At 41.1% G+C, this 22,597-nt stretch carries 19 protein-coding genes; 8 read left to right on the top strand and 11 right to left on the bottom strand.

Annotated features, from left to right (window positions below; genetic code table 11):
• Positions 1-76: 76 nt before the first annotated feature.
• Together BN997_RS04280 and BN997_RS04275 are read right to left on the bottom strand one after the other, a co-directional pair.
• Positions 77-1,519 (bottom strand): glycoside hydrolase family 1 protein, encoded by a 1,443-nt coding sequence (locus tag BN997_RS04280; protein WP_042529961.1) that lies wholly within the window; start codon positions 1,517-1,519, stop codon positions 77-79.
• Between the two features lie 36 nt (positions 1,520-1,555).
• Positions 1,556-2,395: a histidine phosphatase family protein gene (locus BN997_RS04275; protein WP_042529959.1), complete on the bottom strand. Its 840-nt coding sequence runs from the start codon at positions 2,393-2,395 to the stop codon at positions 1,556-1,558.
• A gap of 882 nt (positions 2,396-3,277) precedes the next feature.
• Here BN997_RS04275 and BN997_RS22850 point away from each other — a divergent pair.
• Positions 3,278-3,532 carry a hypothetical protein gene (locus BN997_RS22850; protein ID WP_139089013.1) on the top strand — a complete coding sequence of 85 codons (255 nt, stop codon included), beginning with the start codon at positions 3,278-3,280 and terminating at the stop codon, positions 3,530-3,532.
• A gap of 30 nt (positions 3,533-3,562) precedes the next feature.
• On the opposite strand, the gene BN997_RS04265 is transcribed toward BN997_RS22850, so the two are convergent.
• From BN997_RS04265 to BN997_RS04255, 3 genes are all read right to left on the bottom strand, one after another.
• The gene (locus BN997_RS04265; protein WP_042529956.1) at positions 3,563-4,381 is read right to left on the bottom strand and encodes a purine-nucleoside phosphorylase; all 819 of its coding nucleotides are present in this window, start codon (positions 4,379-4,381) and stop codon (positions 3,563-3,565) included.
• A 255-nt stretch (positions 4,382-4,636) separates the two neighbouring features.
• Positions 4,637-5,800, bottom strand: a complete 1,164-nt coding sequence (locus BN997_RS04260) for a toxic anion resistance protein (RefSeq protein WP_042529954.1) — start codon at positions 5,798-5,800, stop codon at positions 4,637-4,639.
• A gap of 12 nt (positions 5,801-5,812) precedes the next feature.
• Positions 5,813-6,436: a 5-bromo-4-chloroindolyl phosphate hydrolysis family protein gene (locus BN997_RS04255; protein WP_042529952.1), complete on the bottom strand. Its 624-nt coding sequence runs from the start codon at positions 6,434-6,436 to the stop codon at positions 5,813-5,815.
• A 307-nt stretch (positions 6,437-6,743) separates the two neighbouring features.
• On the opposite strand from BN997_RS04255, the gene coaW reads away from it, so the two are divergent.
• The 3 genes from coaW to BN997_RS04240 are packed head-to-tail and all read left to right on the top strand — an operon-like array spanning position 6,744 to position 8,986.
• Complete coding sequence (gene coaW / locus BN997_RS04250) at positions 6,744-7,535, top strand: type II pantothenate kinase (RefSeq protein ID WP_042529950.1); 792 nt, start codon at positions 6,744-6,746, stop codon at positions 7,533-7,535.
• Positions 7,536-7,565: 30 nt separating this feature from the next.
• Positions 7,566-8,705: an MBL fold metallo-hydrolase gene (locus tag BN997_RS04245; RefSeq protein ID WP_244882331.1), complete on the top strand. Its 1,140-nt coding sequence runs from the start codon at positions 7,566-7,568 to the stop codon at positions 8,703-8,705.
• Positions 8,706-8,719: 14 nt separating this feature from the next.
• On the top strand, positions 8,720-8,986 hold the full coding sequence (locus BN997_RS04240) for a DUF3006 domain-containing protein (RefSeq protein ID WP_042529946.1): 267 nt from the start codon (positions 8,720-8,722) through the stop codon (positions 8,984-8,986).
• 208 nt (positions 8,987-9,194) lie between these two features.
• Here the strand turns inward: BN997_RS04240 and pdxT are convergent, their stop codons facing one another.
• Both pdxT and pdxS read right to left on the bottom strand, forming a co-directional pair.
• Complete coding sequence (gene pdxT / locus BN997_RS04235; protein WP_042529944.1) at positions 9,195-9,797, bottom strand: pyridoxal 5'-phosphate synthase glutaminase subunit PdxT; 603 nt, start codon at positions 9,795-9,797, stop codon at positions 9,195-9,197.
• 22 nt (positions 9,798-9,819) lie between these two features.
• Positions 9,820-10,710, bottom strand: a complete 891-nt coding sequence (pdxS, locus tag BN997_RS04230; protein ID WP_042529942.1) for a pyridoxal 5'-phosphate synthase lyase subunit PdxS — start codon at positions 10,708-10,710, stop codon at positions 9,820-9,822.
• Between the two features lie 116 nt (positions 10,711-10,826).
• Between pdxS and BN997_RS04225 the strand changes: the two genes are divergently transcribed.
• Together BN997_RS04225 and BN997_RS04220 are read left to right on the top strand one after the other, a co-directional pair.
• Complete coding sequence (locus tag BN997_RS04225) at positions 10,827-12,224, top strand: MocR-like pyridoxine biosynthesis transcription factor PdxR (RefSeq protein WP_042529940.1); 1,398 nt, start codon at positions 10,827-10,829, stop codon at positions 12,222-12,224.
• 384 nt (positions 12,225-12,608) lie between these two features.
• Complete coding sequence (locus BN997_RS04220; protein WP_042529938.1) at positions 12,609-14,024, top strand: alanine/glycine:cation symporter family protein; 1,416 nt, start codon at positions 12,609-12,611, stop codon at positions 14,022-14,024.
• 1,319 nt (positions 14,025-15,343) lie between these two features.
• Here the strand turns inward: BN997_RS04220 and purU are convergent.
• Together purU and BN997_RS04205 are read right to left on the bottom strand one after the other, a co-directional pair.
• Positions 15,344-16,243: a formyltetrahydrofolate deformylase gene (gene purU, locus BN997_RS04210; protein WP_374705730.1), complete on the bottom strand. Its 900-nt coding sequence runs from the start codon at positions 16,241-16,243 to the stop codon at positions 15,344-15,346.
• A 117-nt stretch (positions 16,244-16,360) separates the two neighbouring features.
• Entirely contained in the window at positions 16,361-18,256 is a 1,896-nt protein-coding gene (locus BN997_RS04205) for a TcaA NTF2-like domain-containing protein (protein WP_042529934.1), read from the bottom strand.
• Between the two features lie 389 nt (positions 18,257-18,645).
• Here BN997_RS04205 and BN997_RS04200 point away from each other — a divergent pair, with 389 nt between their 5' ends.
• Positions 18,646-19,017, top strand: a complete 372-nt coding sequence (locus BN997_RS04200) for an Hsp20/alpha crystallin family protein (RefSeq protein ID WP_175297003.1) — start codon at positions 18,646-18,648, stop codon at positions 19,015-19,017.
• 170 nt (positions 19,018-19,187) lie between these two features.
• Here BN997_RS04200 and BN997_RS04195 read toward each other — a convergent pair whose 3' ends face one another.
• Both BN997_RS04195 and BN997_RS04190 read right to left on the bottom strand, forming a co-directional pair.
• Entirely contained in the window at positions 19,188-20,150 is a 963-nt protein-coding gene (locus BN997_RS04195; RefSeq protein WP_042529929.1) for a Gfo/Idh/MocA family protein, read from the bottom strand.
• Positions 20,151-20,599: 449 nt separating this feature from the next.
• Complete coding sequence (locus BN997_RS04190) at positions 20,600-20,884, bottom strand: hypothetical protein (protein ID WP_042529927.1); 285 nt, start codon at positions 20,882-20,884, stop codon at positions 20,600-20,602.
• 174 nt (positions 20,885-21,058) lie between these two features.
• Here BN997_RS04190 and ppx point away from each other — a divergent pair, with 174 nt between their 5' ends.
• Entirely contained in the window at positions 21,059-22,585 is a 1,527-nt protein-coding gene (ppx, locus tag BN997_RS04185) for an exopolyphosphatase (RefSeq protein WP_042529924.1), read from the top strand.
• Positions 22,586-22,597: the final 12 nt, after the last annotated feature.

Below are 22,597 nucleotides of genomic sequence, written 5' to 3'. Positions count from 1 at the left end.
ATCCAAAAAAGCGGCTCTACATTCAAACAATGAAAGTAAAGCCGCTTTTCCTATGTTAGTTTTAAATTATTTCTTTTTACTGGTTTGCTAAGTTTGCACCATTAGCAGCGATGGTATCTTTATACCAGTAAAATGATTTTTTGCGTTTTCGTTCCAGTGTGCCGCTGCCGTCATCATGCTTGTCCACATAGATAAAACCATAGCGTTTCGACATCTCCCCGGTGGAGGCACTTACTAGATCAATGCATCCCCAGCTCGTATATCCCATTAAATCCACACCATCTTCTACAGCTTCAAGCATTTGTTTCATATGCTCCCGCAGGTAGTCGATACGATAATCATCTTGAATCGAACCGTCCTCTTCCACTTTGTCATAGGCACCTAAACCATTTTCTACAATAAATAATGGCATCTGATACCTGCTGTACAGTCGGTTGAGGGAAATGCGTAAACCAACCGGGTCAATTTCCCAGCCCCAATCACTAGCTTTCAAAAATGGATTTTTAACGCCGCCAAGCAGAATATTTCCATCTGCTTGCCCGCCATTCACATCCACTTTCTTTTCTGTCTTGGACATGTAATAACTGAAGCTGATGTAATCCACTGTTCCTTCCTTGATAATATCCAAGTCGCCATCCTCTATCTCCAATTCAATGTTATGCTCCCGGAAATACCGCTGGATATAAGCTGGATATTCTCCTCTTACTTGTACATCTGTACAAAAATAATTAAAGCGTTCATCCTTCTCCAATGCATCCATGACATTTTCCGGGTTGCTGTCATAGACATAGAATGGAGCGTAAATAATCATACATCCAATCTGGGCTTCCGGCATGATTTCATGGCATCGTTTCACTGCTTTCGCGCTCGCAACAAATTGATGATGGAATGCCTGGAATGTCGGTTGATAACGATCTTCCTCTTTTTTAATCGCAAACCCTAATCCCATGATTGGCATCATTAATCCGCTGTTGATTTCATTAAAGGTCATCCAGTATTTCACTTTCCCCTGATAACGGGTAAAAATAGCTTCCGTATATCTTTCAAAGAAAGTAATAGCTTCCCGATTTCTCCAGCCGCCGTACTCCTTCACTAAGTGCAGAGGCATTTCATAATGGGAAATGGTGACGACCGGCTCGATATCATATTTTAACAGCTCATCAATGACCTTATCGTAGAAAGCCAGTCCTTCCTCATTTGGCTCCAATTCATCGCCATTCGGGAAAATCCGTGACCAGGCAATAGATAAGCGGAATGCTTTAAAGCCCATCTCTGCAAATAATGCAATATCTTCTTTGTAACGATGATAGAAATCGATTGCTTCATGATTCGGATAGCTTTTTCCTTCTTCTATTTCAAACTGAAATCCCGGATTACGCAGCACCTGTAATCTTTCTTTTCCGCCAGGCAGCACATCGGCTATATTTAATCCTTTATTTCCTTCGTGAAATCCGCCTTCTAATTGGTTGGCTGCTGTTGCGCCGCCCCATAAAAATCCTTCTGGAAAAGCTTTTGCCATGTTACTCTCCTCCTTGAGTCATTATTATTCTTCCTCTTACTTCTTTCCTTCTTCAACATAACTCATATCATTGACAGAATCTAGCTGAAACTCTCCGTTCTGATACGTTATAACGGATACACTTGCATTATCAAGACCGCCTTCTGGCACCTCATAATCATCAAAATACGTATCCAGCAAAGCAGATATACTTAACCCGTGAGAGACAAGTAAAACATTTCCTGACCCCTCTTGCCCTTGTTCTGCTTCTACTAACTCATCCAGGCCCTCTGTCAGCCGTGCTGTAATGGTATCATAATCCTCTGCAGGCCAATTAAGTCCCTCTTCATCTCTTCCTTCGTCAAGCTCTGCTACACTGTTTGAAAACATTTCTGGTTCGAGATTTTCTAAAAATTCCTCCAGTGTAATTCCTTGCAAATCTGCAATATCCTGCCACATTGTCTCGTTTAGATCTCCTTCATATGTTCCGAAGTTAAATTCACGAAAACGTTCATCTGTATTTAAATCAAGTTCCGAAGATGTTTCGTTTTCTTCCATAATGATTTCTGCTGTTTGAATAGCCCTTCCGCTGTCACTGCTGTAGGCATTTTGGAAATCAATATCTTTTAAACCGATTCCTGCTTGTGTGACGACCTCTTCACCTGCCGGAGTCAATACAGCATCAGACCAGCCCTGCACACGATCGGTTGTATTTAACATTGTTTTCCCGTGACGGACAATGTAGATAGTTAATTCATCATTTGATTCTGCTTCTACGACTTCCTTTTCACTCCCCTCTGTATCTCCGTCATTATTTTCCTCTGCTTCGGAACTGCTGCAAGCTGCCAGTACGAATACAAAACATAGTGCTGCCATGACTCCCCATATCTTTTTCATATCTTTTCTCCTCCAAAATAGATTTATTCTTTATTTTATAAGTCACTTTTTGCCCAACTGTAATATTGATACTGTTATATGCCATGCTCCTGCTACATTTTCCTTCCACCTCCTTTCAGCTTTTTTAGAAATAAAAAACCTGAATTATTTTGAACACACTTCACGTGCATTCAAAACAATCCAGGTTATGCCCAATAAGGTAACATTCCATTTTGCCAATATTCAATCTATATTTAGGTTAGAATAAAAAATAAATTATGTCAACGGTTCCATTTCCCTAATTATGAGGACCCTCTATACCAAAAGAAATGTCATGAGGCCGGTTTTTTTCAAACGCCAGCTATGCTTATTCTTCTTTCAAAAAAGAAAACCTGAACAAATTAAACAGATAGAGCGCACTCTATGCCGTTTAACTCATTCAGGTTTTGCCTGCCTCACAGTAACAATCCTTTATCACCTTCATTATATATAAGAACGCTTTCAAAATCAATAGCTAAGAAAAATCAAGAATACCGCTTGGTCTTTAAAACATCAGTGTTCTCGCCGAAGAGATGTCCGCTGCGACGGTTTTCGATGGGGCGAGTAATCGCAGTCCCAGGAAGTCGCTTTCCGCGGGCAACGCTTCAGTCTCCTCGGAAGAAAACCGCTTCCTGCTCAGGTCTACCTGTTGCTTTTCCCGCAGGAGTCGACTTCCCTCCGCTCCCATCTAAGAAGAATTATGTTTTATTTACTTTTTTACAAAGAAATAACACAAATTCTAGCGACGCTTTTGGATAGGACAAGCAATGTTGTCAGGTTAATGAATTTTCTTAAATATTATACAGATAGTAATAAAACCTATCTAGCGGAGGAAAAACACGGAGACTCCTATGGGAAAGCGCAATGGTCTTCGGTGGGGCGAGTAATCGCAGGCCCAGGGTGAAGACCCCGCAGAAAAAAAGCGAACTTCTTTTTTTCGAGGAGGCTGAGCGCAAGCCCATGGAAAGCGTAGTGTTTTTCCGCAGCGGTCGCATTAACCTGACAACATTGAAGATTACTCCCTTAATGAAACTCATTGTAGCGGCTATATTCAACATTTTTTATATACTTTCTTATTCTTTAAAAAGAAACTTCATCCTGCATCTTGGTGCTGAATGAAGTCTCCGTTATGCCATATAACTGCTGTGCTTACATCTGATGAATGACTTCTTTAACGAGTTTCACAAATTTACTGCGCGATTGTGCAGCAACCTCAATCACTTCATCATGACTCAGCGGCTGATCTAATATACCGCTTGCCATATTGGTTAAGCAGGAAATACCTAATACCTTCATTCCGCCATGGACGGCAACAAGCGCTTCAGGAACGGTGGACATGCCGGCTGCATCTCCTCCAAGCACGCGAATCATGCGAATTTCTGCCGGTGTTTCATAAGCTGGTCCGCTCCACCAGGTATATACACCCTCCTGCAAATTAATCTGATTTTCTTTGGCAATATTTTTAGCCAAATCGCGAAGTTCACGGTTATATATTTGGGAAGAATCCGGAAAACGAGTTCCCAGGTCATCATTATTTGGGCCAATTAATGGGTTCGTTCCAACTAAGTTAATATGATCTGTAATCAGCATTAAATCACCAGGGTTAAAATCTTTATTTACTGCTCCGCTTGCGTTGGTAACAATCAGCTTATCCGCACCAAGCGCCTGTATAACACGTACTGGAAAAGTCACTTCATCCAAGGAATAGCCTTCATAATAATGGTAACGCCCTTTCATCGCTACGATACGCTTGCCATGCAATGTACCGATAACAAGCTGATTGGCATGTCCAACAGCTGCGGATTTAGTGAAATGCGGGATTTCTTCATACGGAACGACAACTGCGTCTTCTAATTCATCTGCCAAGCCGCCTAATCCGGAACCAAGAATAATACCGATTTCTGGGGTCATATCTGTTTTACTTTGAATAAACTCTCTTGCTTCTTTTATTTGCTGTGTCTGATGCATTTATGATTTCCTCCTTAAAGTAGCTTTATTTTTTAGCTTCCCGATGACAGTCTGTTAAAAACGCCAGCGTCTTTAAACGGTGTACACTTCTATCTTATCTTACAGTTCGATATAAAATCAATTTGTCAGTGCAGTAATCTATGTTAAGCGATTCGAAATAGGGTGTCAATTGGAAACCAAAAGGTTCCGCAGCATACGTAATCTTTTTCTGCCATCCAAATAAAAAAACCAGGCGCTTCACCTGGTTTTCTGTCTTTATTCTTTAAATTCCAGCATTTTATTTTTTAATTCCTCTTCCATGCCGATTAATTCTTTTTCTGCCTCATTACGCTTTTTACGTCCATCTGATTGAATTTGCAGTGTTTCTTCGATGGTAGACATTAATTTTTCCTGCGTCTGCTTCAATGTATCAATATCGACAAGGCCTCGTTCATTTTCCTTGGCTGTCTCCACCGTATTCTCTTTCAGCATATCCGCATTTTTTAATAATAAATCGTTTGTTGTTTGCGATACCTGTTTCTGTGCTTCCATCGCATGACGCTGTCTTAATAGGGTCAAGGCAATGGCCACCTGATTTTTCCATAGTGGAATTGCAGTTAAAACAGAGGATTGTATTTTTTCGACAAGTGCCTGATTCGTATTTTGGATAAGACGGATCTGCGGAGCACTTTGCATTGTAATTTGACGGCTTAACCGGAGATCATGCGTCCGTTTTTCCAGCCGGTCCACAAATTGAAGCATATCATTTACTTCCTGAACATCCATCTGACTTCCGCTTGTTTCTGCTTTTTGGCGAAGCTGCGGGATAATCTCATTATTGATTTCCTCCACCTTTAATTCGCCGGCAGCAATATAAATATTTAAAGCATCGTAATAATCCCGGTTGGTAGAAAATAATTTATCAAGCATTTCATTGTCCGACAAGAGTAAATCTTTATTTCGGTCCAGACGCACACTGATACGATCAATCTGGGAGCTTGTCTTTTGATAACGGGATAATACCTCATTCACAGATTTCGACAGTTTTCCAAACAAACGTGATAAGAAGCCTGTTTTCTCCTCCTGCAGTTCAGAAGGGTCAATATCCTCCAGCTTTTTCATCAGCTCATTTAGAATCGAACCAATTTGGCTGACATCCTGCTTTTGAACATGCTCCAGCATCTCATGTGAAAATTGATGTAATTTTGCTTGTGCCTCTACACCATATTTCACTAAAGACTGTTGGTTGGTTGTATCGATTTGCTGCTTTAACTGCTCTGCTTTTTTACGATGCTCGCCGGGAAGTCTGTCAACCAGTCTTGGCGCCTCCGAGCTTTCCATATTTTGTTCGGAAATATCCGTTGAAACCTCTGTTCGTTCTCCAAACGGGTCATTTAATAAATCATTTATCGAATCATTAGTTTGGTCTTTTGCAGTCATGTAGAATCCTCCTTATTTTTTAGATCGGCGCAGCGTCTTTTTAGCTACATCCAGCTCAAAATCCAATGTTTCTAGATCATCCCTCAGCATCACTTGCAGATCCTTTTTAATCGTGGGACTAAAGGCGGTAAGCGTCTGCCTGGTTTCCTTTAATGATTTTTGCATCTCGATAGATGGAGAAGGCTGGCTGGAAAGATACGCATAACGCTCTGATAATTCGACAAGCGAGTCTAAATGATTATAGAAGAAACGCTCTGCCTGGTAAAATCGTACCGGTTCTTTTCTTGCGTTGTTATATATTTTTTGAGCCGTTCTTACAATCGTTAAATTCTCCCGCGCATGCTGGAAAGACCTTACTTTGAATAAAGCTTTCTGCATACGTGTGATTTTTCCTCTTGCCTCTTTTAAATTGGCATCAATAAATTTATATTCTTTTTTAGTCAATCCCTGACTTTTAACAAATCGATAATCCATAATCTGTTTTGTGGCTGCATAGGTCAATACGCCCCCAATTGCAGAAAAAAGACTGGTCAACAGGACAGTCTGTCCATATATAAAAAAGCTAACAAGCCATATAGCTGTCAGGCTGACAGCACCAACAAAGCTCTGCATTAAAAATTGCATAATTGCTCGCATATGCTCACTCCTACGTGATTAATCATTCTATCCTAAGTATAATCGTCTATACTCTTACTCTTATTATACTATTACGAACGAGGCTTTTAAAAGTTTCAATTTCTTTTTATTTAAAACCCGTTACATAAATTATTTTCTCATATCTCACCTGCAGTAAGAAATCTTTAACAGCAGCTTTCTCTTCTTCCTCTTAAAGAGACCCCTGTTTAATTTATCTTTATATTAAAAAATATGATAATATAAGAATAAATGTTCTTATATTTGCCGAACCGAAATTAGCAGACTTACATTCATGGAGGGATTTTTAATGAAACGAATTGGTATTGATGCAGGCGGATCTTTAATAAAAATTGCCTATGAAGAGAGAGGCAGGCTTCGATTAAAAACTTTTCCTGCCAAGCAAACCCATGAGGTCATTTCCTGGTTGAAGTTGACTGCACCGGAAGCAGCGCTTCAGGTGACAGGCGGAAGAGCTGAACAGATTAAAGCCGACAACCAATCTATTTCTATTTTTAAGGAATTCACATGTGTAATAGAGGGAACAAAGTACTTATTATCGGAAGAAAAAAAGCTTCCGGATACGGATTATCTTTTAGTGAATATCGGCACAGGAACTTCTTTTTTCCACAAACAGAAACGCTTATCAGGAACAGGAGTCGGCGGCGGGTTGTTTACAGGCCTCGGAGCAATTATTGCGGGTACTTCTGATTATCATTCACTGGTAGATCTGGCCTCTAAAGGAGACAGGACCTGCAGTGATTTGATGGTCTCAGATATTTATCAATCCAGCTATTCGCCTGTCGAGGCTTCTTTGACCGCTGCTAATTTTGGAAAAGACCAGCTGGATCAATCCGTTTCAGCTGAGGACCAGCTGGCCGCATTAACCCAGCTTATTGGCGAGACGATTGTACTGCTTTCCAGATTAACGGCAAACTCATTAGCTACAAAAGAAATCGTCATGATCGGCGGTGCATTGACCGGAAATCCGCTTTTAAAGCAAGTGATAGGCTCTTTTGAAAGTATGTTTGATTACAATTTAACCTTTTTAGAAAAAGGAGGCCATGCCGGTGCTGTCGGTGCATTATATTACGATGAATAAAAAGAATGACAGGAACAAGGAGAATTCATTTTGAAAAACATTATTTATTTCAGCTTTATAATTATCTTTGCATTGGCAGGCTGTAACGCAGACACAGATACAGCTGCACAATCAAACAGCGTGGACGGAGATTTTCAAGCACATTTTATCGATGTCGGGCAAGGCGATTCCACCTTATTCACTTTCGACGACGGAGAGGAGGAAACGGCAATCCTGTTTGATACGGGGGACTGGCAGGGTAATGAAGTGGTTCCTTACTTAGAGGCACAGGGAATCTCAGCAATTGATCTTGTCATTATCAGCCATCCGGATGCAGATCATATCGGTCAGCTTTCCAAAGTCCTGGATCATTTTGCTGTCGATGAAGTTTGGATGTCCGGAAATGAAAGCACCTCCAATACATACCAAACTGCGATGGAAAAAATCCTATCTCAGGATATCAATTATCATGAACCGCGGACCGGCGAGGAGTATGAACTTGGCCCGATTGACTTGGAAGTGCTGTACCCTGAGGACATTTCCGGAAAAGCGAATGAAGAGTCGGTCAGTATTCGTTTAGCCTATGATCAGGTTTCCTTTGTTTTGACTGGAGATGCCGGAGTGAAGGAAGAAAAGGAAATGATAGAAGCTTCTTCGCTTAACAGCACCTTCTTACATTTAGGGCACCATGGCTCCAATACATCCACTGATCCCGCCTTTTTAGATGCTGTCGATCCGCAGGCTGCCATTTATAGCGCTGGAGAAGATAATTCATACGGGCATCCAAGTACAGAGGTTATTGATTTATTAGATGATGAAAACATTGACTGGTACGGAACCGATGTTGATGGAAACATTGTTGTTACGACAGATGGATCATCCTATTCGATTGAAACCGAGATGGGCGAGGATATTACTGTTTCCAAACCAGATGCAGCCGAGGAGAAGAATCAGGATGCTTCCGAAGACGCTTCTGCTTCAAATGAAGAAAACGAGGATGGCAGCTGTATTAATATCAATAACGCATCCCAAGAGGAATTAACCGGGATTATTCATATCGGTGACGAACGTGCCAATCAAATAATAAATAAACGCCCGTTCGATACGTTCGAGGAGCTGGAGGAAATTGACGGAATCGGTCCGAGCAGAATCGCAGATATGGAAGCCGAGGGTCTAATTTGTGACTTTTAAAGGAGGGATATAGCATGAAAGGAATTATCGACCGGTTTGAAGGCGAATCGGCTGTTATTTTAGTGGAAGCGGAGAATCGGGAATTACTTGTTCCAAAGAAAGAGCTCCCGAGTGACTGTAAAGTGAAATCAGCGGTAATTGTAGAAGAATCCGCAGGAAAGCAAAACCCAGTAATTCAGCTTGATCCGGAAACAGATCAGAAGAAAAAACAAGTGTCCAGTAACCTGCGGGAAGCTCTATTAAATCGAAAAAAGAATAGTAAACTGAAAAAAAAGAAATAGTTTACCTCCTTTCTTCTTTCCAGCCAAGAGAAACCTCATTAAGGATAAGAAAAACTTGCTGCATCATTCCCTTTAAAACGCGAAAAAGAGCTGGTTCACGTATCAGCTCTTTTTCTATGTTTCACCATAAGAACATGCAAAACTCGTATACACTTACCTGATTAGTCAATGCTAGTTTCTTGCTGCTATTCTATTGTAAAACTTTTTGCTATACCGTTAATACCGGCTTCTCCTCCACCAGCGAAAGAAATAATTCCAGAAAGCGATTATCATCAGTCAGCTCCGGATGAAAAGCCGCTACAATTAAATTTTCTTCTTTTGCAGCCACAATTTTATCATCATAGGCAGCTAAAACTTCCACACGCTCTCCTGCCGATTCAATATATGGGGCACGTATAAACACGGCTGGATACGGCTCCTTCATTCCGTTCACATCCAGATTTGCTTCAAAACTGTCCCGCTGTCTTCCAAAACCATTCCGTTTAACTTGTACATCCATCAGACCTAAATGCACACTCTGCTCTGCATCCACCTGACCCTTGCCAAGCAAAACGAGACCGGCACAGGTTCCAAAAATCGGCTTCTTGGATTGGGCAAATTGTTTTACAGCATCCACAAGATTATTTTTCTTCATCAAGCGCCAAATTGCTGTGCTTTCCCCTCCCGGAATAATTAAAGCATCCACCGTTTCAAGCAGCTCCCTATTTTTAATCAGAATCGGCTCATGTCCTGCTTGTTGCAAATGACTCGCATGCTCTTCTGTCGCTCCCTGCATGCCAAGAATTCCGATTCGATATTTTTGTTCACTCATCGTATCCGCTCCTTTCAGCGACTTAGAAACTCCGATCCTGCATTCTATCCTCTGCTCTTAACGTTTTCATATCGATACCCTTCATTGCTTCTCCCAAGTCTTTAGAAAGCTCGCCAATTTTTTGGTAGTCTTGATAATACGTTGTTGCTTCAACAATAGAACGTGCAAATTTTTCCGGATTTTTTGATTTAAAGATACCAGATCCGACAAAGACCCCGTCTGCTCCAAGCTCCATCATCAATGCAGCATCTGCCGGAGTTGCCACCCCGCCTGCAGCAAAGTTTACCACTGGCAGCCTGCCTGTTTCCTTCACCTGCAGCAGCACTTCAAATGGTGCTCCAAGATTTTTAGCTTCTGTCATCAGCTCATCCTCGTTCATATGTACAATTCTTCTTACCTGTGATTGCACTTCGCGTAAATGGCGTACTGCTTCCACGATATTTCCCGTTCCAGGCTCTCCTTTTGTCCGAAGCATCGACGCGCCTTCTCCAATCCGGCGGGCTGCTTCTCCTAAATCACGGCATCCGCATACAAATGGGACAGTGAACGGCTTTTTATCCAAATGGAATAAATCATCCGCTGGTGTCAGTACTTCACTCTCATCAATATAATCCACACCTAGGGATTCTAAAACACGTGCTTCGACAATATGACCGATACGCACCTTTGCCATAACTGGAATGGATACGGCTTCCATCACTTCTTCTACAATACTGACATCTGCCATTCTCGCTACCCCGCCTGCAGCACGAATATCAGACGGGACTTTCTCCAAGGCCATGACAGCAACAGCGCCCGCTTCTTCCGCTATTTTTGCCTGTTCTTTATTAACAACATCCATAATGACGCCGCCTTTTTGCATTTGCGCCATTCCTCTTTTTACACGCTCTGTACCTGTTACTCTATCTGCCATTTTATTTCCTCCTAGATTTTTGATTGATTTTTTATTATTATAAAAATAATATGATATGAATGAAAGTGCCAATTTTGCATCATTTAATGAGGTCAGTTTTTCAAAGGAGAGAGAAAATGGATTTATTATCTGTTCATTTAGAAAAAACAAACAATACCCCTTTATACGAACAGCTTTACGAGTTTATTAAACAGGAAATTGTACAGGAGCGGCTTCCCTATGGTCAAAAACTGCCTTCTAAACGAAAGCTCGCTAATCATTTGGAAGTAAGCCAGAATACAGTGGAAACTGCTTTTGAACAGCTTGTTGCGGAAGGTTATATCGCATCACAGCCCAGAAAGGGATTCTATGTACTGGCACATGGCGATTTAGAATTTGTAGAGCATTCAGGTAAAAAGGAGATTGCTGATGCGGAGAAAGAACCATCCGTTTTATTTGATTTTTCTCCCAATAAAATTGATACGGAGGCATTTCCCTTTTCGGCATGGAGAAAGCTAAACCGGCACGTCATTGATGAATCCCATCATGATTTACTGCTGCTTGGTGATGCCCAAGGCGATAAAGAGCTGCGCGAAGCTATTGCCCACTATGTATATCACGCACGGGGAATCGACTGTGATCCGGACACAATTGTCGTCGGAGCAGGTATTGAAGTTTTAATGCAGCAGCTGCTTTCCCTGCTTCCCGGAACGACTATATTCGGCGTGGAGGACCCAGGTTATCAGTTGATGATGAAATTGATTACCCATTTCGGCTTTTTAGGACGAGCCTTAGATATGAATGAAGAAGGCGTGTCCATTGAAGCCGTCCGTCTCTTAGAGCCTGATTACATCTATGTCACTCCGTCCAACCATTTTCCATATGGAACAGTGACCTCCATCAACCGGCGCAATCAGCTGTTACAGTGGGCAAATGAAACAGCGGACCGGTATATTATAGAAGATGATTATGACAGTGAGTTTCGTTATACAGGGAAAACGATACCTCCTATGAAAAAAATGGATTTCAATGATCGGGTTATCTACCTTGGTTCGTTTTCCAAATCATTGATTCCTTCCCTGCGGATTAGCTATATGATTCTACCAAAAGCATTACTGGAGCAGTATCGGAACAGGCTTACTTTTCACCATTCTACCGTTTCGCGAATGGATCAGCATGTGCTGGCGCATTTTATTCAGGAGGGTTATTTTGAAAAGCATTTGAATCGAATGCGGAAAATATATAGAAAGAAATTTGAACTGGTCCATCAATTATTTGAACCGTATAAACCATCTATACAGCTTCTTGGAGAACAATCAGGACTCCATGTCGTCTGTGAGGTGCGAAATGGTCTGACAGAAGAAGAGATACTTCGAAGAGCGGAGCAGAAAGGTATCAAAATCTATCCGATTTCCTATTACGCTTCAAAAAATGCCGTTTTCCCTTATCCGCAATTTGTGATCGGCTTCGCAGGTATCGCAGAGGAAAAGCTCAAAGAAGCAGTACAATCGATTATCGATATTTGTCAGAAGTGAGTTTATCTCAAGCTGACTTGCTGCAGGATGGCATAGGGATTGTAAAACGCCCGCTGAATAAAGTTCCACTTTATGCTATAATAAATTATTCTCTGCAAAATGACGCAGCCTTCCAATAAAGGATTTTTATGGTTTCTGACCGTAATGGGATGCTGCCTGCTAATTTGGTTTGCTCGGCAATGACACAGGATATTTATCATTACACCCAATTTATCAGCAGAGTATCGTTTCATCTGTAATCCAGTAAATGATTGCTTTTAACAGCAAGTGCTATTCATCAGGTCTGGTTTAAGCTTCGTTTTTATTTTATTCATCGCTTCTTGGATTTACTGGTATTTTAAAGCAGCAAAGGAATATATTTATTTTAATAAAAAGGAGGATTTTATGGGTATTTTGGAATCGATTATCGGCCATATCAATGATTTTCTTTGGTCGTATATTTTAATTATTGTCTTAATAGGTTTAGGTCTTTATTTTACAATTCGGACCGGATTCGTCCAGTTTCGCCTGCTTCCGGAAATGTTCCGTGCTGTAGCAGATAAACAATCCTATGATGCATCTGGCAAGAAAGGGACCAGCTCCTTCCAGGCATTTGCAATCAGTGCCGCTTCCCGCGTCGGTACAGGAAATATGGCCGGCGTTGCATCAGCAGTTGCGCTTGGCGGACCGGGCGCATTATTCTGGATGTGGCTGATTGCGCTACTTGGCGCCGCCTCCGGATTTGTTGAAAGTACTCTAGCACAGCTCTATAAAGAGAAAGATAGCAATCAGTATCGCGGCGGTCCCGCTTATTATATTGAAAAGGGAATGAAAAAACGCTGGCTTGGTATTGTATTTGCCATCATGATTACTTTTACGTACGGATTGGTCTTTAACTCCGTTCAATCCAATACCATCAGCATTGCGATCAGTTCACAGTTTGATATAAACCCTGTCTGGATTGCGGCTGTTTTGACTATTTTTGTAGCCATCGTTATCTTTGGCGGTTTGAAAAGTATTGCGAATGTTTCTCAAATTATTGTTCCTTTTATGGCAATTATTTATATCGGCTTAGCGCTTGTTGTCTTAGCTATGAATATTACCGTTATTCCAGATATGTTTGTACTTATTTTTGAAAATGCATTTGGAATCCGCGAGGTTGCTGGCGGCGGCTTTGGCGCAGCCATTATGCTGGGAATCAAACGCGGACTATTTTCTAACGAAGCAGGAATGGGTGCTGCCCCCAATGCAGCAGCAACTGCAGAAGTAAGCCACCCGGTCAAGCAGGGGCTCGTTCAGGCCTTAGGTGTTTTCTTTGATACCATCTTAGTTTGTTCGGCTACCGGATTGATTATTTTATCCGCCGGCGGATTTGCAGGCAGTGAAGAAGACGGGATTGCGCTGACACAGACAGCCTTCACCCAAATGCTGGGAGATTGGGCAGGCGTGTTTATCGCCATCGCTATTTTTCTATTTGCCTTCAGCTCGATTCTTGGAAATTATTATTATGGCGAGAACAACCTGGCTTATATTAAAGACTCTAAGACCATCCTGTTTATTTATCGCATAGCAGCGCTTGTAATGGTTGTATTCGGTACATTGGCTTCCTTCGGCTTAGTCTGGTCTTTAGCTGATGTCACCATGGCCTTGCTTGCACTGATTAACCTTTATGCTATTTCTGTCTTATTTAAGAAAGCCAATATTTTATTAAAGGATTATATGAGGCAGCGGAAAGAAGGAAAAGACCCTGTCTTCTATAAAGATACTCTGGACGATCAGACCGGCATCGAGTGCTGGGAACGGGAAACCGAGAAACAATAATCATTTCCAAAGAAAAAGAAACCATAGCTGCTTTTGCCGGCTATGGTTTTTCTATGGATATAAGCAGAAATCAACATAACTTCAGAAGCGATTTTGCTTAAGCAAAGTTACCTCGTGTTTATAGCTTTCGTCTCCCGGGAAAATGGATAATATATAAATTGAAGTAAGAAATTACACTTTATTTTTCTTATAAAAATGACGAAATAATGATTGAAAACAGTAACTAGCGACGGTTTTTGATGGGGCGAGTAATCGCAGTCCCGGAAGAAAAACACGGAGACTCCTGGTCGGCTAAGAACGGTCACGTCCTGTGACCAACGACCGACACTAGGACGTCCTGTCCGTCGTGGGAAAGCGCGGAGGGAAGACCCCGCAGAAAAATAAGCGAACTTCTTTTTTTCGAGGAGGCTGAGCTCAAGCCCACGGAAAGCGTAGTGTTTTTCTGTAGCGGTAGCTATTAATTTCAATTTATATAGCTATTATTTTTTTGTGATTAGGGCATATGTTGGATACAAGAAATCCCGGATTAATGAAGATTCAATCTATGGAATGCTTCATTTGATTGGACGTTTCCATATTTAGAAACCATCCGAAATACGAGGGGGGGGGATTGTGAATAATAAAAACAGAAGATTTTTAATTATTTCTTTATGCATCAATACGATCCTGACAATCACAGCATTAGCGGGATTGGTTTACCTTCTTTTCATACGTAATCAAGCTGCTGATACAAGCTCGTCTTCTCTCTTGTTTATCTCATTTTTCATCATCCTGTTAGGTTTTGGTATCAGATTAATATTTAATATCATTTCGCTTTCAAAAATAAAAAATCAGAAAAATCATTGACTAATAAACTCAACTTTCACACATTAAAAAGTAACTTCATTTCCATGCTGCCTGGATTGGTTGTTCAGGCGAAAGCTGCTATTTCGTCCAACTCATCAAAATGTTATTCCTTTCATTCGTTGCAGAATCCTATCAGAGCGCAGGCCGACCACGTAGACTCCTATGGGAACAGGGCGAGCTGAAGATCCACTTGAAAAGCGGTTTTCTTTTCAAGTTAGCTGAAGCCGTCCCCATGGCAGACTAAGACCGCAACGTCCTGGGGTTGCGATTACTCACCCCATCGAAAAGAGTTGTTGCAACGTCTGCACTAGTACGTCCTGGGACTGCGATTACTCGTCCCATCGAAAATATTTGTACGTCGGAAAGCGGAGTGGTTGGCCGGAGCGGAGCTATGCACCATCACCTATTCGAAAAAGGGAGTATAATAAAAAAGGGAGCGCCGCAAAAACAATCTGCAGCATTCCCTTTTCTCTTTATTCAAATACAATGGTTTTATTTCCGTGCACAATAATTCGATCTTCTAAATGCCATTTAACAGCCTGCGCCAATACCCTGCGCTCAATGGATTGTCCAATCTTTTTTAAGTCCTCCACATTATGCTCATGGCTGACTGGCTCTGTTCCTTGTTCAATAATTGGTCCTTCATCTAAATCGTTGGTTACATAATGCGAAGTTGCACCAATCATTTTCACTCCCCGTTCAAAGGCACGTTCATACGGTTTGGCTCCGATAAATGCCGGCAGGAAAGAGTGATGGATATTAATGATTCGATCTTTAAATACTTCCACAAATGTCGGGGAAAGAATTTGCATGTAGCGCGCCAATACAATCAAATCAATATCGTAGTCCTCTAAGATTTCCTTTTGCTTCGCTTCTATCTCCGGTTTGGTTTCTTTCGTAACGGGCAGATGGTAAAAATCAATCCCTAATGCTTCTACCATTTTACGGGAATTTTCATGATTGCTGATAACCACTGGAATATTTGCCATTAAATCGCCACTTTGCCATTCCCATAACAGCTCTAGTAAACAATGCGGCTCTTTCGAAACAAAAATCGCGATATTTTTCAACTCGTGAACCAGGCTCAGGCGCCAGTCCATTTGAAAACGATCGGCAATCTCCTGAAATTCCTGCTTCAGTTTTTCCACGTCTGTCCCGGTCTGGTATTCAAAATCAAGGCGCATAAAGAATTCGCCGCCTTTTGGATCTTGGGTATATTGATTAGATGTGACGATATTTGCCTGCTGGTTCCATAAAAATGTAGAGATTGCAGACACAATTCCCGGCTGATCTGGACATTTAATCATTAATCTTGCTCTATTTTCGTAACGGTCTTTATAAAAATCTGTCCGTTTATCTGTATACATATTCACTGTCTAATTTCCTCACTTTATTTATATTCGTAAACTATAGATTATCGGAAAAGGACACATCTGGTCAAGTGTTTTATCAGAAAAATACAGCCAAAGGTTCCCCTCTGGCTGTAACGGTTATTCTAAATTCGTCAGCTGATACCCGTCATCTGTCAGCTCCACCGTGTAAGTCCACTGATAATCTTCTGTTTCTGACTCGCCGCTGGCGTATATTAATTCAATCGTTTCACTTGTTGTTACTTCCCATGTTTCGGAGTCTACTTCTTCCACATCTTCCACGGAAACAGACTGTACCTCCTGCCTCATTTCGCTGTCCGATAAACGCTCTACCAAATCACGCTGCATCGTTTCTAAGCTGCTTCCAGAAGCAATGTATTCAGCAACCAGATCATAATCACCTGTGTTAATCGCATCTACTAAACTGTAAACATAATAGTCGACGGCTAATTCAACATCTGCAATTTCTGCTTCGCCGGAGCTGCTGTCTTGGTTATCCTCGCTGTCAGCATCATCTTCATCCTCCAGCACAACACCTTCATACTCCTCACCGGATGCTGCAAAAAATTCATAATCAACATTCCCCGGAGCAAAATTATCCGAAAAATAATGCATATCCCATTCGCCGCTGTCTGCAAGATATTGAACAATAAAAACAGCTTCCAGCTCTATTTCTTCGTACTCTGAATCAGGGTCATAGGTACCTGTCATATTCAGCTGCGCAGGAATTTGGAAGGCAGGGTTATCTGTTGCATAATATTCTGCATCTGCCAAAGCAATCCCGATTTCATCTAATCTGCCGCTGAATCCATTATCATAATACGTAAAAAGTTCATCCTCTAATACTTCACTTAATTCATCTGAAACATTTTCAATCACAGATGCATCCAGCTTGGCTGTTGCTTCTACATAATTTTCACTAAAGTTTTTGATGACTTCTTTGATTTCTTCTTCAGCTTCTTCATTGAAGTAATCCGTAATATACACATCATGTTCCCTGTCTGTAATCGCGATCGGTTCAATTTCAAGATCTCCCCAATCTGCTTTGACAACCCCTGTCAACTCCATTGAACCATCCAGCAACAGCGGCCCGGCTGATACATAACCGCTATCCATATTCGTTTCAAGGGGTTCTTCATTAATCAATAATTCCATCGAATTGTACGGCAAATCACCAGCAAACATTTCATAGAAAGTCACTTCGCCTACTTCTAATTCCGAATCATAGCTGTTATACGTATCCATTAACCGGACGTTCTGGCTCTTCGAAGCTTCTCCGTAATCTGTTTCAAAACTGCTTGCCGCTTCATAAATCCCGGGAGCTAATGGACCATATTCAATATAATCCGAAGACGCATCAGCCTCTTCAAACCCGCCGCCATTAAATGTTGTTGTCACCCCTTCTACATTAGAATAGACAGTAACATACTGCGGCTCGGCTGCTACATCATATTGCGTGAAAAACAAGAATGCTTTTTCATTGGATTCTTCCATATCAAAAACAGGAAGTTCTTCAAATAGCACTTCGGAATCCCCGTCACTGATAAAAGCGAATTCCTCCTCTTCCCTCATCGCAGCCACAGCATTGGCCTCCTCAGCAGAAAGCTCCTTGCCGTCCACTGTCATCACCTTTTGAATCGTTTCAGTATCTCCCTCAGCCATCGCACTTGCAAAACGATTTGCCGTGTTTTCCTCGGAATAATACATATTTCCCCAAATACCTAAACCAATGACACATAATGCAATAACGCCAAGTATTCCTGTCAATATCTTTTTCTTTTTTGTCATTGGCTTCTTTTCTTTATTCACCTGCCGTGTCTGCTGCTCGCTTCGTGTCTGATTTTCTTCCTTGCCAGCTTGCTCTACCGGTGCTTTTTTCTCTGCAGCTTCTTTTTCCGTTTCTGGCGCTATGGCTTTATGCTTCGGCACCTCGCTGTTTACCTTTGTTCCGCAATGCTTACAAAATTGCGCTCCGTCCCCAATTGGCTTTCCACATTCTTTACAAAATTTAGTCAATCTTTTCTCTCCCTCTTTTTCGTAGCATGCACGCCCATTGCTTTTCCTTATATATAATGGAAAAACAAACGCTTCCTCTCGTTTTTTAACAATGCCTATGTACAGTACAGGAAACAGAAAATTACAACATTATTTTCTGCACTCTTTTCTTATATGTCATATGCGCACAGCTTCTGCACTGCCTGCATACAATATTCTTATCACGTCACAACCATAGGCTGATTCCATAATAGATACAGCTCCCGCCTCGTGTAAGAAATAACCAAAAGTTATCGTTAGGAGGTTTTTTGATGGATCCCGATAAGCATGATTCTCGTTCTGATAAGAAAAAAGTTTTCCCTGAAAATTGGAATATTGATTTTACCCCCTTCCAAGAGTTCGTCGATCGAATGGATAATTTATTTTCCCGTTCTTTTAAATCATTCCAGGGCCAGATACTTAATGATTTTCCCGCAGAAATAATAGAGGAAAAAAATCACGTTTATGTAAAAGCAGAAGTTCCTGGATACCGCCGGCAGGATATTCAAATTGAAATCATAGGAAATCAAATAAAAATAATATTAAATAAGGACGAAAGCCTATCCGTACAGACAGAAAAAGAAAACGTAAATAAAAAATCCACCGAGCGGAAAGAACGCATTATTACACTCCCTTTTAATATACCAAAAAAAAGCATCACGGCAACCCTTGAGAATGGAATTTTAATCATAAAAATCCCAAATCAATCCATATCTCCCCATATAATAGATATTGAAGACTAATAAGCAGCTGATAAAGCTATACAACGGCCTGCAGGCAAATTCGCAGCAAGCCTGAATTCTGCGAATTAATTCTCCAATAAAAATCGCCGTATGACAGTTTTCATACAGCGATTTTTTTATTCTTTTATCATGAAAAAAAGCAAAAAACTCCCATTAAATGAAGTTCCGTTTTATAATCCGACCTGACTCCGTGCATCCTCTAACACTTCAGCGGCTGCAATCGTATGATCGATTAATTCCTCAAATACTTTCTCATCATGATTTTTGATAATTTTATTGATATGAATAAATTCATAGGAAAGTCTTGCCCGGTCCTGTTTTACAGAGATGTCCTTTGTTTTTCCATCAATCGTGATTTTGACATTTCTTGCACCATTTGCGCCAGGCTTGATATACATATAGCCTTCTTCTCCCTGAATCGAGACAAAATTTTCACCAGTGGTGTCCTTCGATCCAACACAGCTTGCTTGAAAACCTGGATAGGAAAGTAAAGCGATACCGGAAGTATCTATGCCATTTTCATACAAATTCGCTTTATAAGTAACCTCTTCCGGCTTGCCAAATAAACGCAATACAAAATGGAGATTATAGATATTGATATCCGCCAATGCACCGCCTGCAAATGCAGGATTAAACATATTGGTCACCTCTCCAGCTTTTAATTGATCATAGCGGCTGGAGTATTGGCTGTAATTACATTGAATCAGCCGGATAGGTCCTAATCGTTCAATATGCTTGGACAGCTCTAGAAAGTTAGGTAAAAACAAAGTAGGAATCGCTTCAAAAACAAACACTTGATTTTGTATCGCTGCCTCCTTCAGTTCCTTCGCTTCCTTGGCCGTCGGGGTGAACGGCTTTTCACAAATAACATGCTTTTTATTTTCTATCGCTTGAAGCGCCTGCTGTTTATGCAGTTGATTAGGGGAAGCAATATATACGGTATCCATCTCTTCATCAGCAAAAAATTCTTCCAAAGATGTATAAGTTTTCGGGATTTGAAACTCGTCGGCTAATCCATCCGCTGTTTCTTGTTTTCTGGAATATGCAGCAACACAGTTTACTTCTTCAACCGGTTCTATTGCCCGCAGCATCTCCTGAACAATCTTACCTGATCCAATTGTGCCTAATTTCATACTAACCAACCTTTCTTATTTATGATATTAACTAATTGATAAAACGAAACTTCATTCTGCGGGAGTTTTCGATGGGGCGAGTAGTCGCAGTCCCAGGACGTCGCGAACTTAGTCTGTTTCCTTCATCCTCCCACAGAGTTAGCCTAAGTGATTCAGGGAGTTAGTGTCCGTTATCTCTCGCTTATATAAATAGTTTTCCTACTTTATTTCAAAGCGGGAGTTTTACGGACGGTTATCCGTGGTAGAGTTACTAAATGTATCCTTTTATACAATTAATACAAAACACTTACTCTTATCATAACACAGGATGCATTCATTTTCAGAAAAATTACTGGATGGTCAGTGGGGAAGCATTTACCGGGCAATGGATGACGTACATTGATTTTATCCTTTTCCTCATACTAAAAAGGCAAGCTGATGCATTTCCAGCTTACCTTTCATTCCTTTTATCAATATCCATAAGGATAATACCCATACGGCGGATATGGATAGTATGGAGGATAAGGATAATATGGCGGCGGTCCTCCTATGTCATCTAGCAGTAACCCTGTCGCCAATCCTCCTAAAAATGGCACGCCAAATCCAAATACAGGATTTCCATAAAATGGTCTTGGATGGTGATATGGCCTTCTGACTTCTTGATAATTGAATTGGTTATTTAATCCGGCAGGGTTATAAAAGTTATATGGATACATTCCCTGCTGATTTTCTGCAGGTACATTGAATTCATTCATTCCATTGCCCTCCTTCCATTGCTTCCTACCAAGATATGCATCTACCCAGGGAAGTGATAATTGAAGGCTTTTTCTTATTTTTGTTCCTGCCGCAGCGCAGCAATGCCAGCTTATTTCTCTGCAAATGTGTTAAACTAAAAGAAAAATCAGACAAAACAACAGGAGGCGAAAGAAATGAAGAAGCAACATTATGCAATCATCGATATTGGCTCCAATACCATGCGTTTAGTCATTTATGAAAAAACAAAGGGGAACCGGCTGAAAGAAATAGAAAACGTGAAAGCCTCCTCCAGGCTGCGTACCTTTTTAGAAGAGGATAATACCTTAAACCAGGCCGGGATTGACCGTTTAATTGATACATTGAAAAGCTTTCAGGAAGTGCTGGATACCTATACCTTACAGGACACCATCTGTGCGGCTACAGCAGCTGTCCGGCAAGCGGAGAATAAAAAAGAAATTGAAACCCAAATCGTCGAACGTACAGGATTAAATATCCGCATTGTAAGTGAACAAGAAGAAGCCTACTATGGCTATTTAGCAGTTATCCATTCTACCTCTCTCACAGAAGGAGTTACCGTAGATATCGGCGGCGGAAGTACAGAGGTTACTTATTTTGAGGGCCGGGAACTCAAGGAGTCACACAGTTTTCCTTTTGGTGCGCTTACCTTAAAGGATTTCTTCCACAAGTCCATTCCGACAACCGAAGAGCTCTCCAAGCTGCGCCACTATCTAAAGGATCAATTCGCAACACTTCCATGGCTTGCAGATAAAGAGGTCAAATTGGTTGCCATCGGCGGAAGTGCGCGTAACCTGGCTCAGGTCCATCAAAATCTGGAGTCTTATCCGCTAGCAGGTCTGCATGAGTATCAAATGTTCCAAAAGGATATTATGGAAGTAAGCAATCATTTAACTTCTCTGAAACCGGCTAAATTAGCAAAAGTAGAAGGACTTTCTAAAGACAGGGCGGACATTATTATTCCTGCGATTGAAGTTTTTCACTGCCTCTATCAGACTGTTCAGGCAGAGAGCTTGATCCTAAGCCGGAAAGGACTTCGGGATGGCGTATTGTATGAACATTTAGCAAAGCAATTCGATTCCTCCCTCTTTCCAAATGTATTAGAGGAAAGCATCCAGGAGCTCGTTAATGATTATGATCTGGATCGTAAACATATCAGCCATGTCCAAAACCTGACCGAGCAAATATTTGATTTTTGCAAAGAAAATGGACTGATCCATCTGGACAAGCAGGACCGGCAGCTGTTGAAAATGGCGAGCTTTTTATTTAATCTCGGAGAATATATTGATTCCGAGTCAAGCCCGCAGCATACCTTCTACCTTCTGGCTAACCGTACCATTGATGGATTAGAGCACCGGGAACGTCTGAAGCTTGCACTGGTTGCTTCGTTTAAAAATAAGACCGTCTTCAAGCAATTTATTCAGCCCTATAAATCATGGTTCCTAAAGGAAGAGCGCCAGAAATTATTAGATTTGGGATCTTTATTAAAATTCACTTATTGCTTAGATGCGACCAAAAGGCAGATTGTCGAAAAAATAGAGTTTACATCAAAGAAAAAGACCCTCATTATTCGTATATATACGAAAGGCAATGCCATGCCGGAAGAATACCAGGCGGAAAAACAGAAAAAGCATCTGGAAAAAGCAATTGGAAAAGAAGTAGATCTGGAATTTATTGATTTGTAAAGACAAAAATAA

This window comes from Oceanobacillus oncorhynchi (genome assembly GCF_000821065.1).
Taxonomy (GTDB): domain Bacteria; phylum Bacillota; class Bacilli; order Bacillales; family Amphibacillaceae; genus Oceanobacillus; species Oceanobacillus oncorhynchi.
The sequence above is the reverse complement of the archived record's forward strand: the minus strand, read 5'-3'. Positions and strand labels throughout refer to the sequence as shown.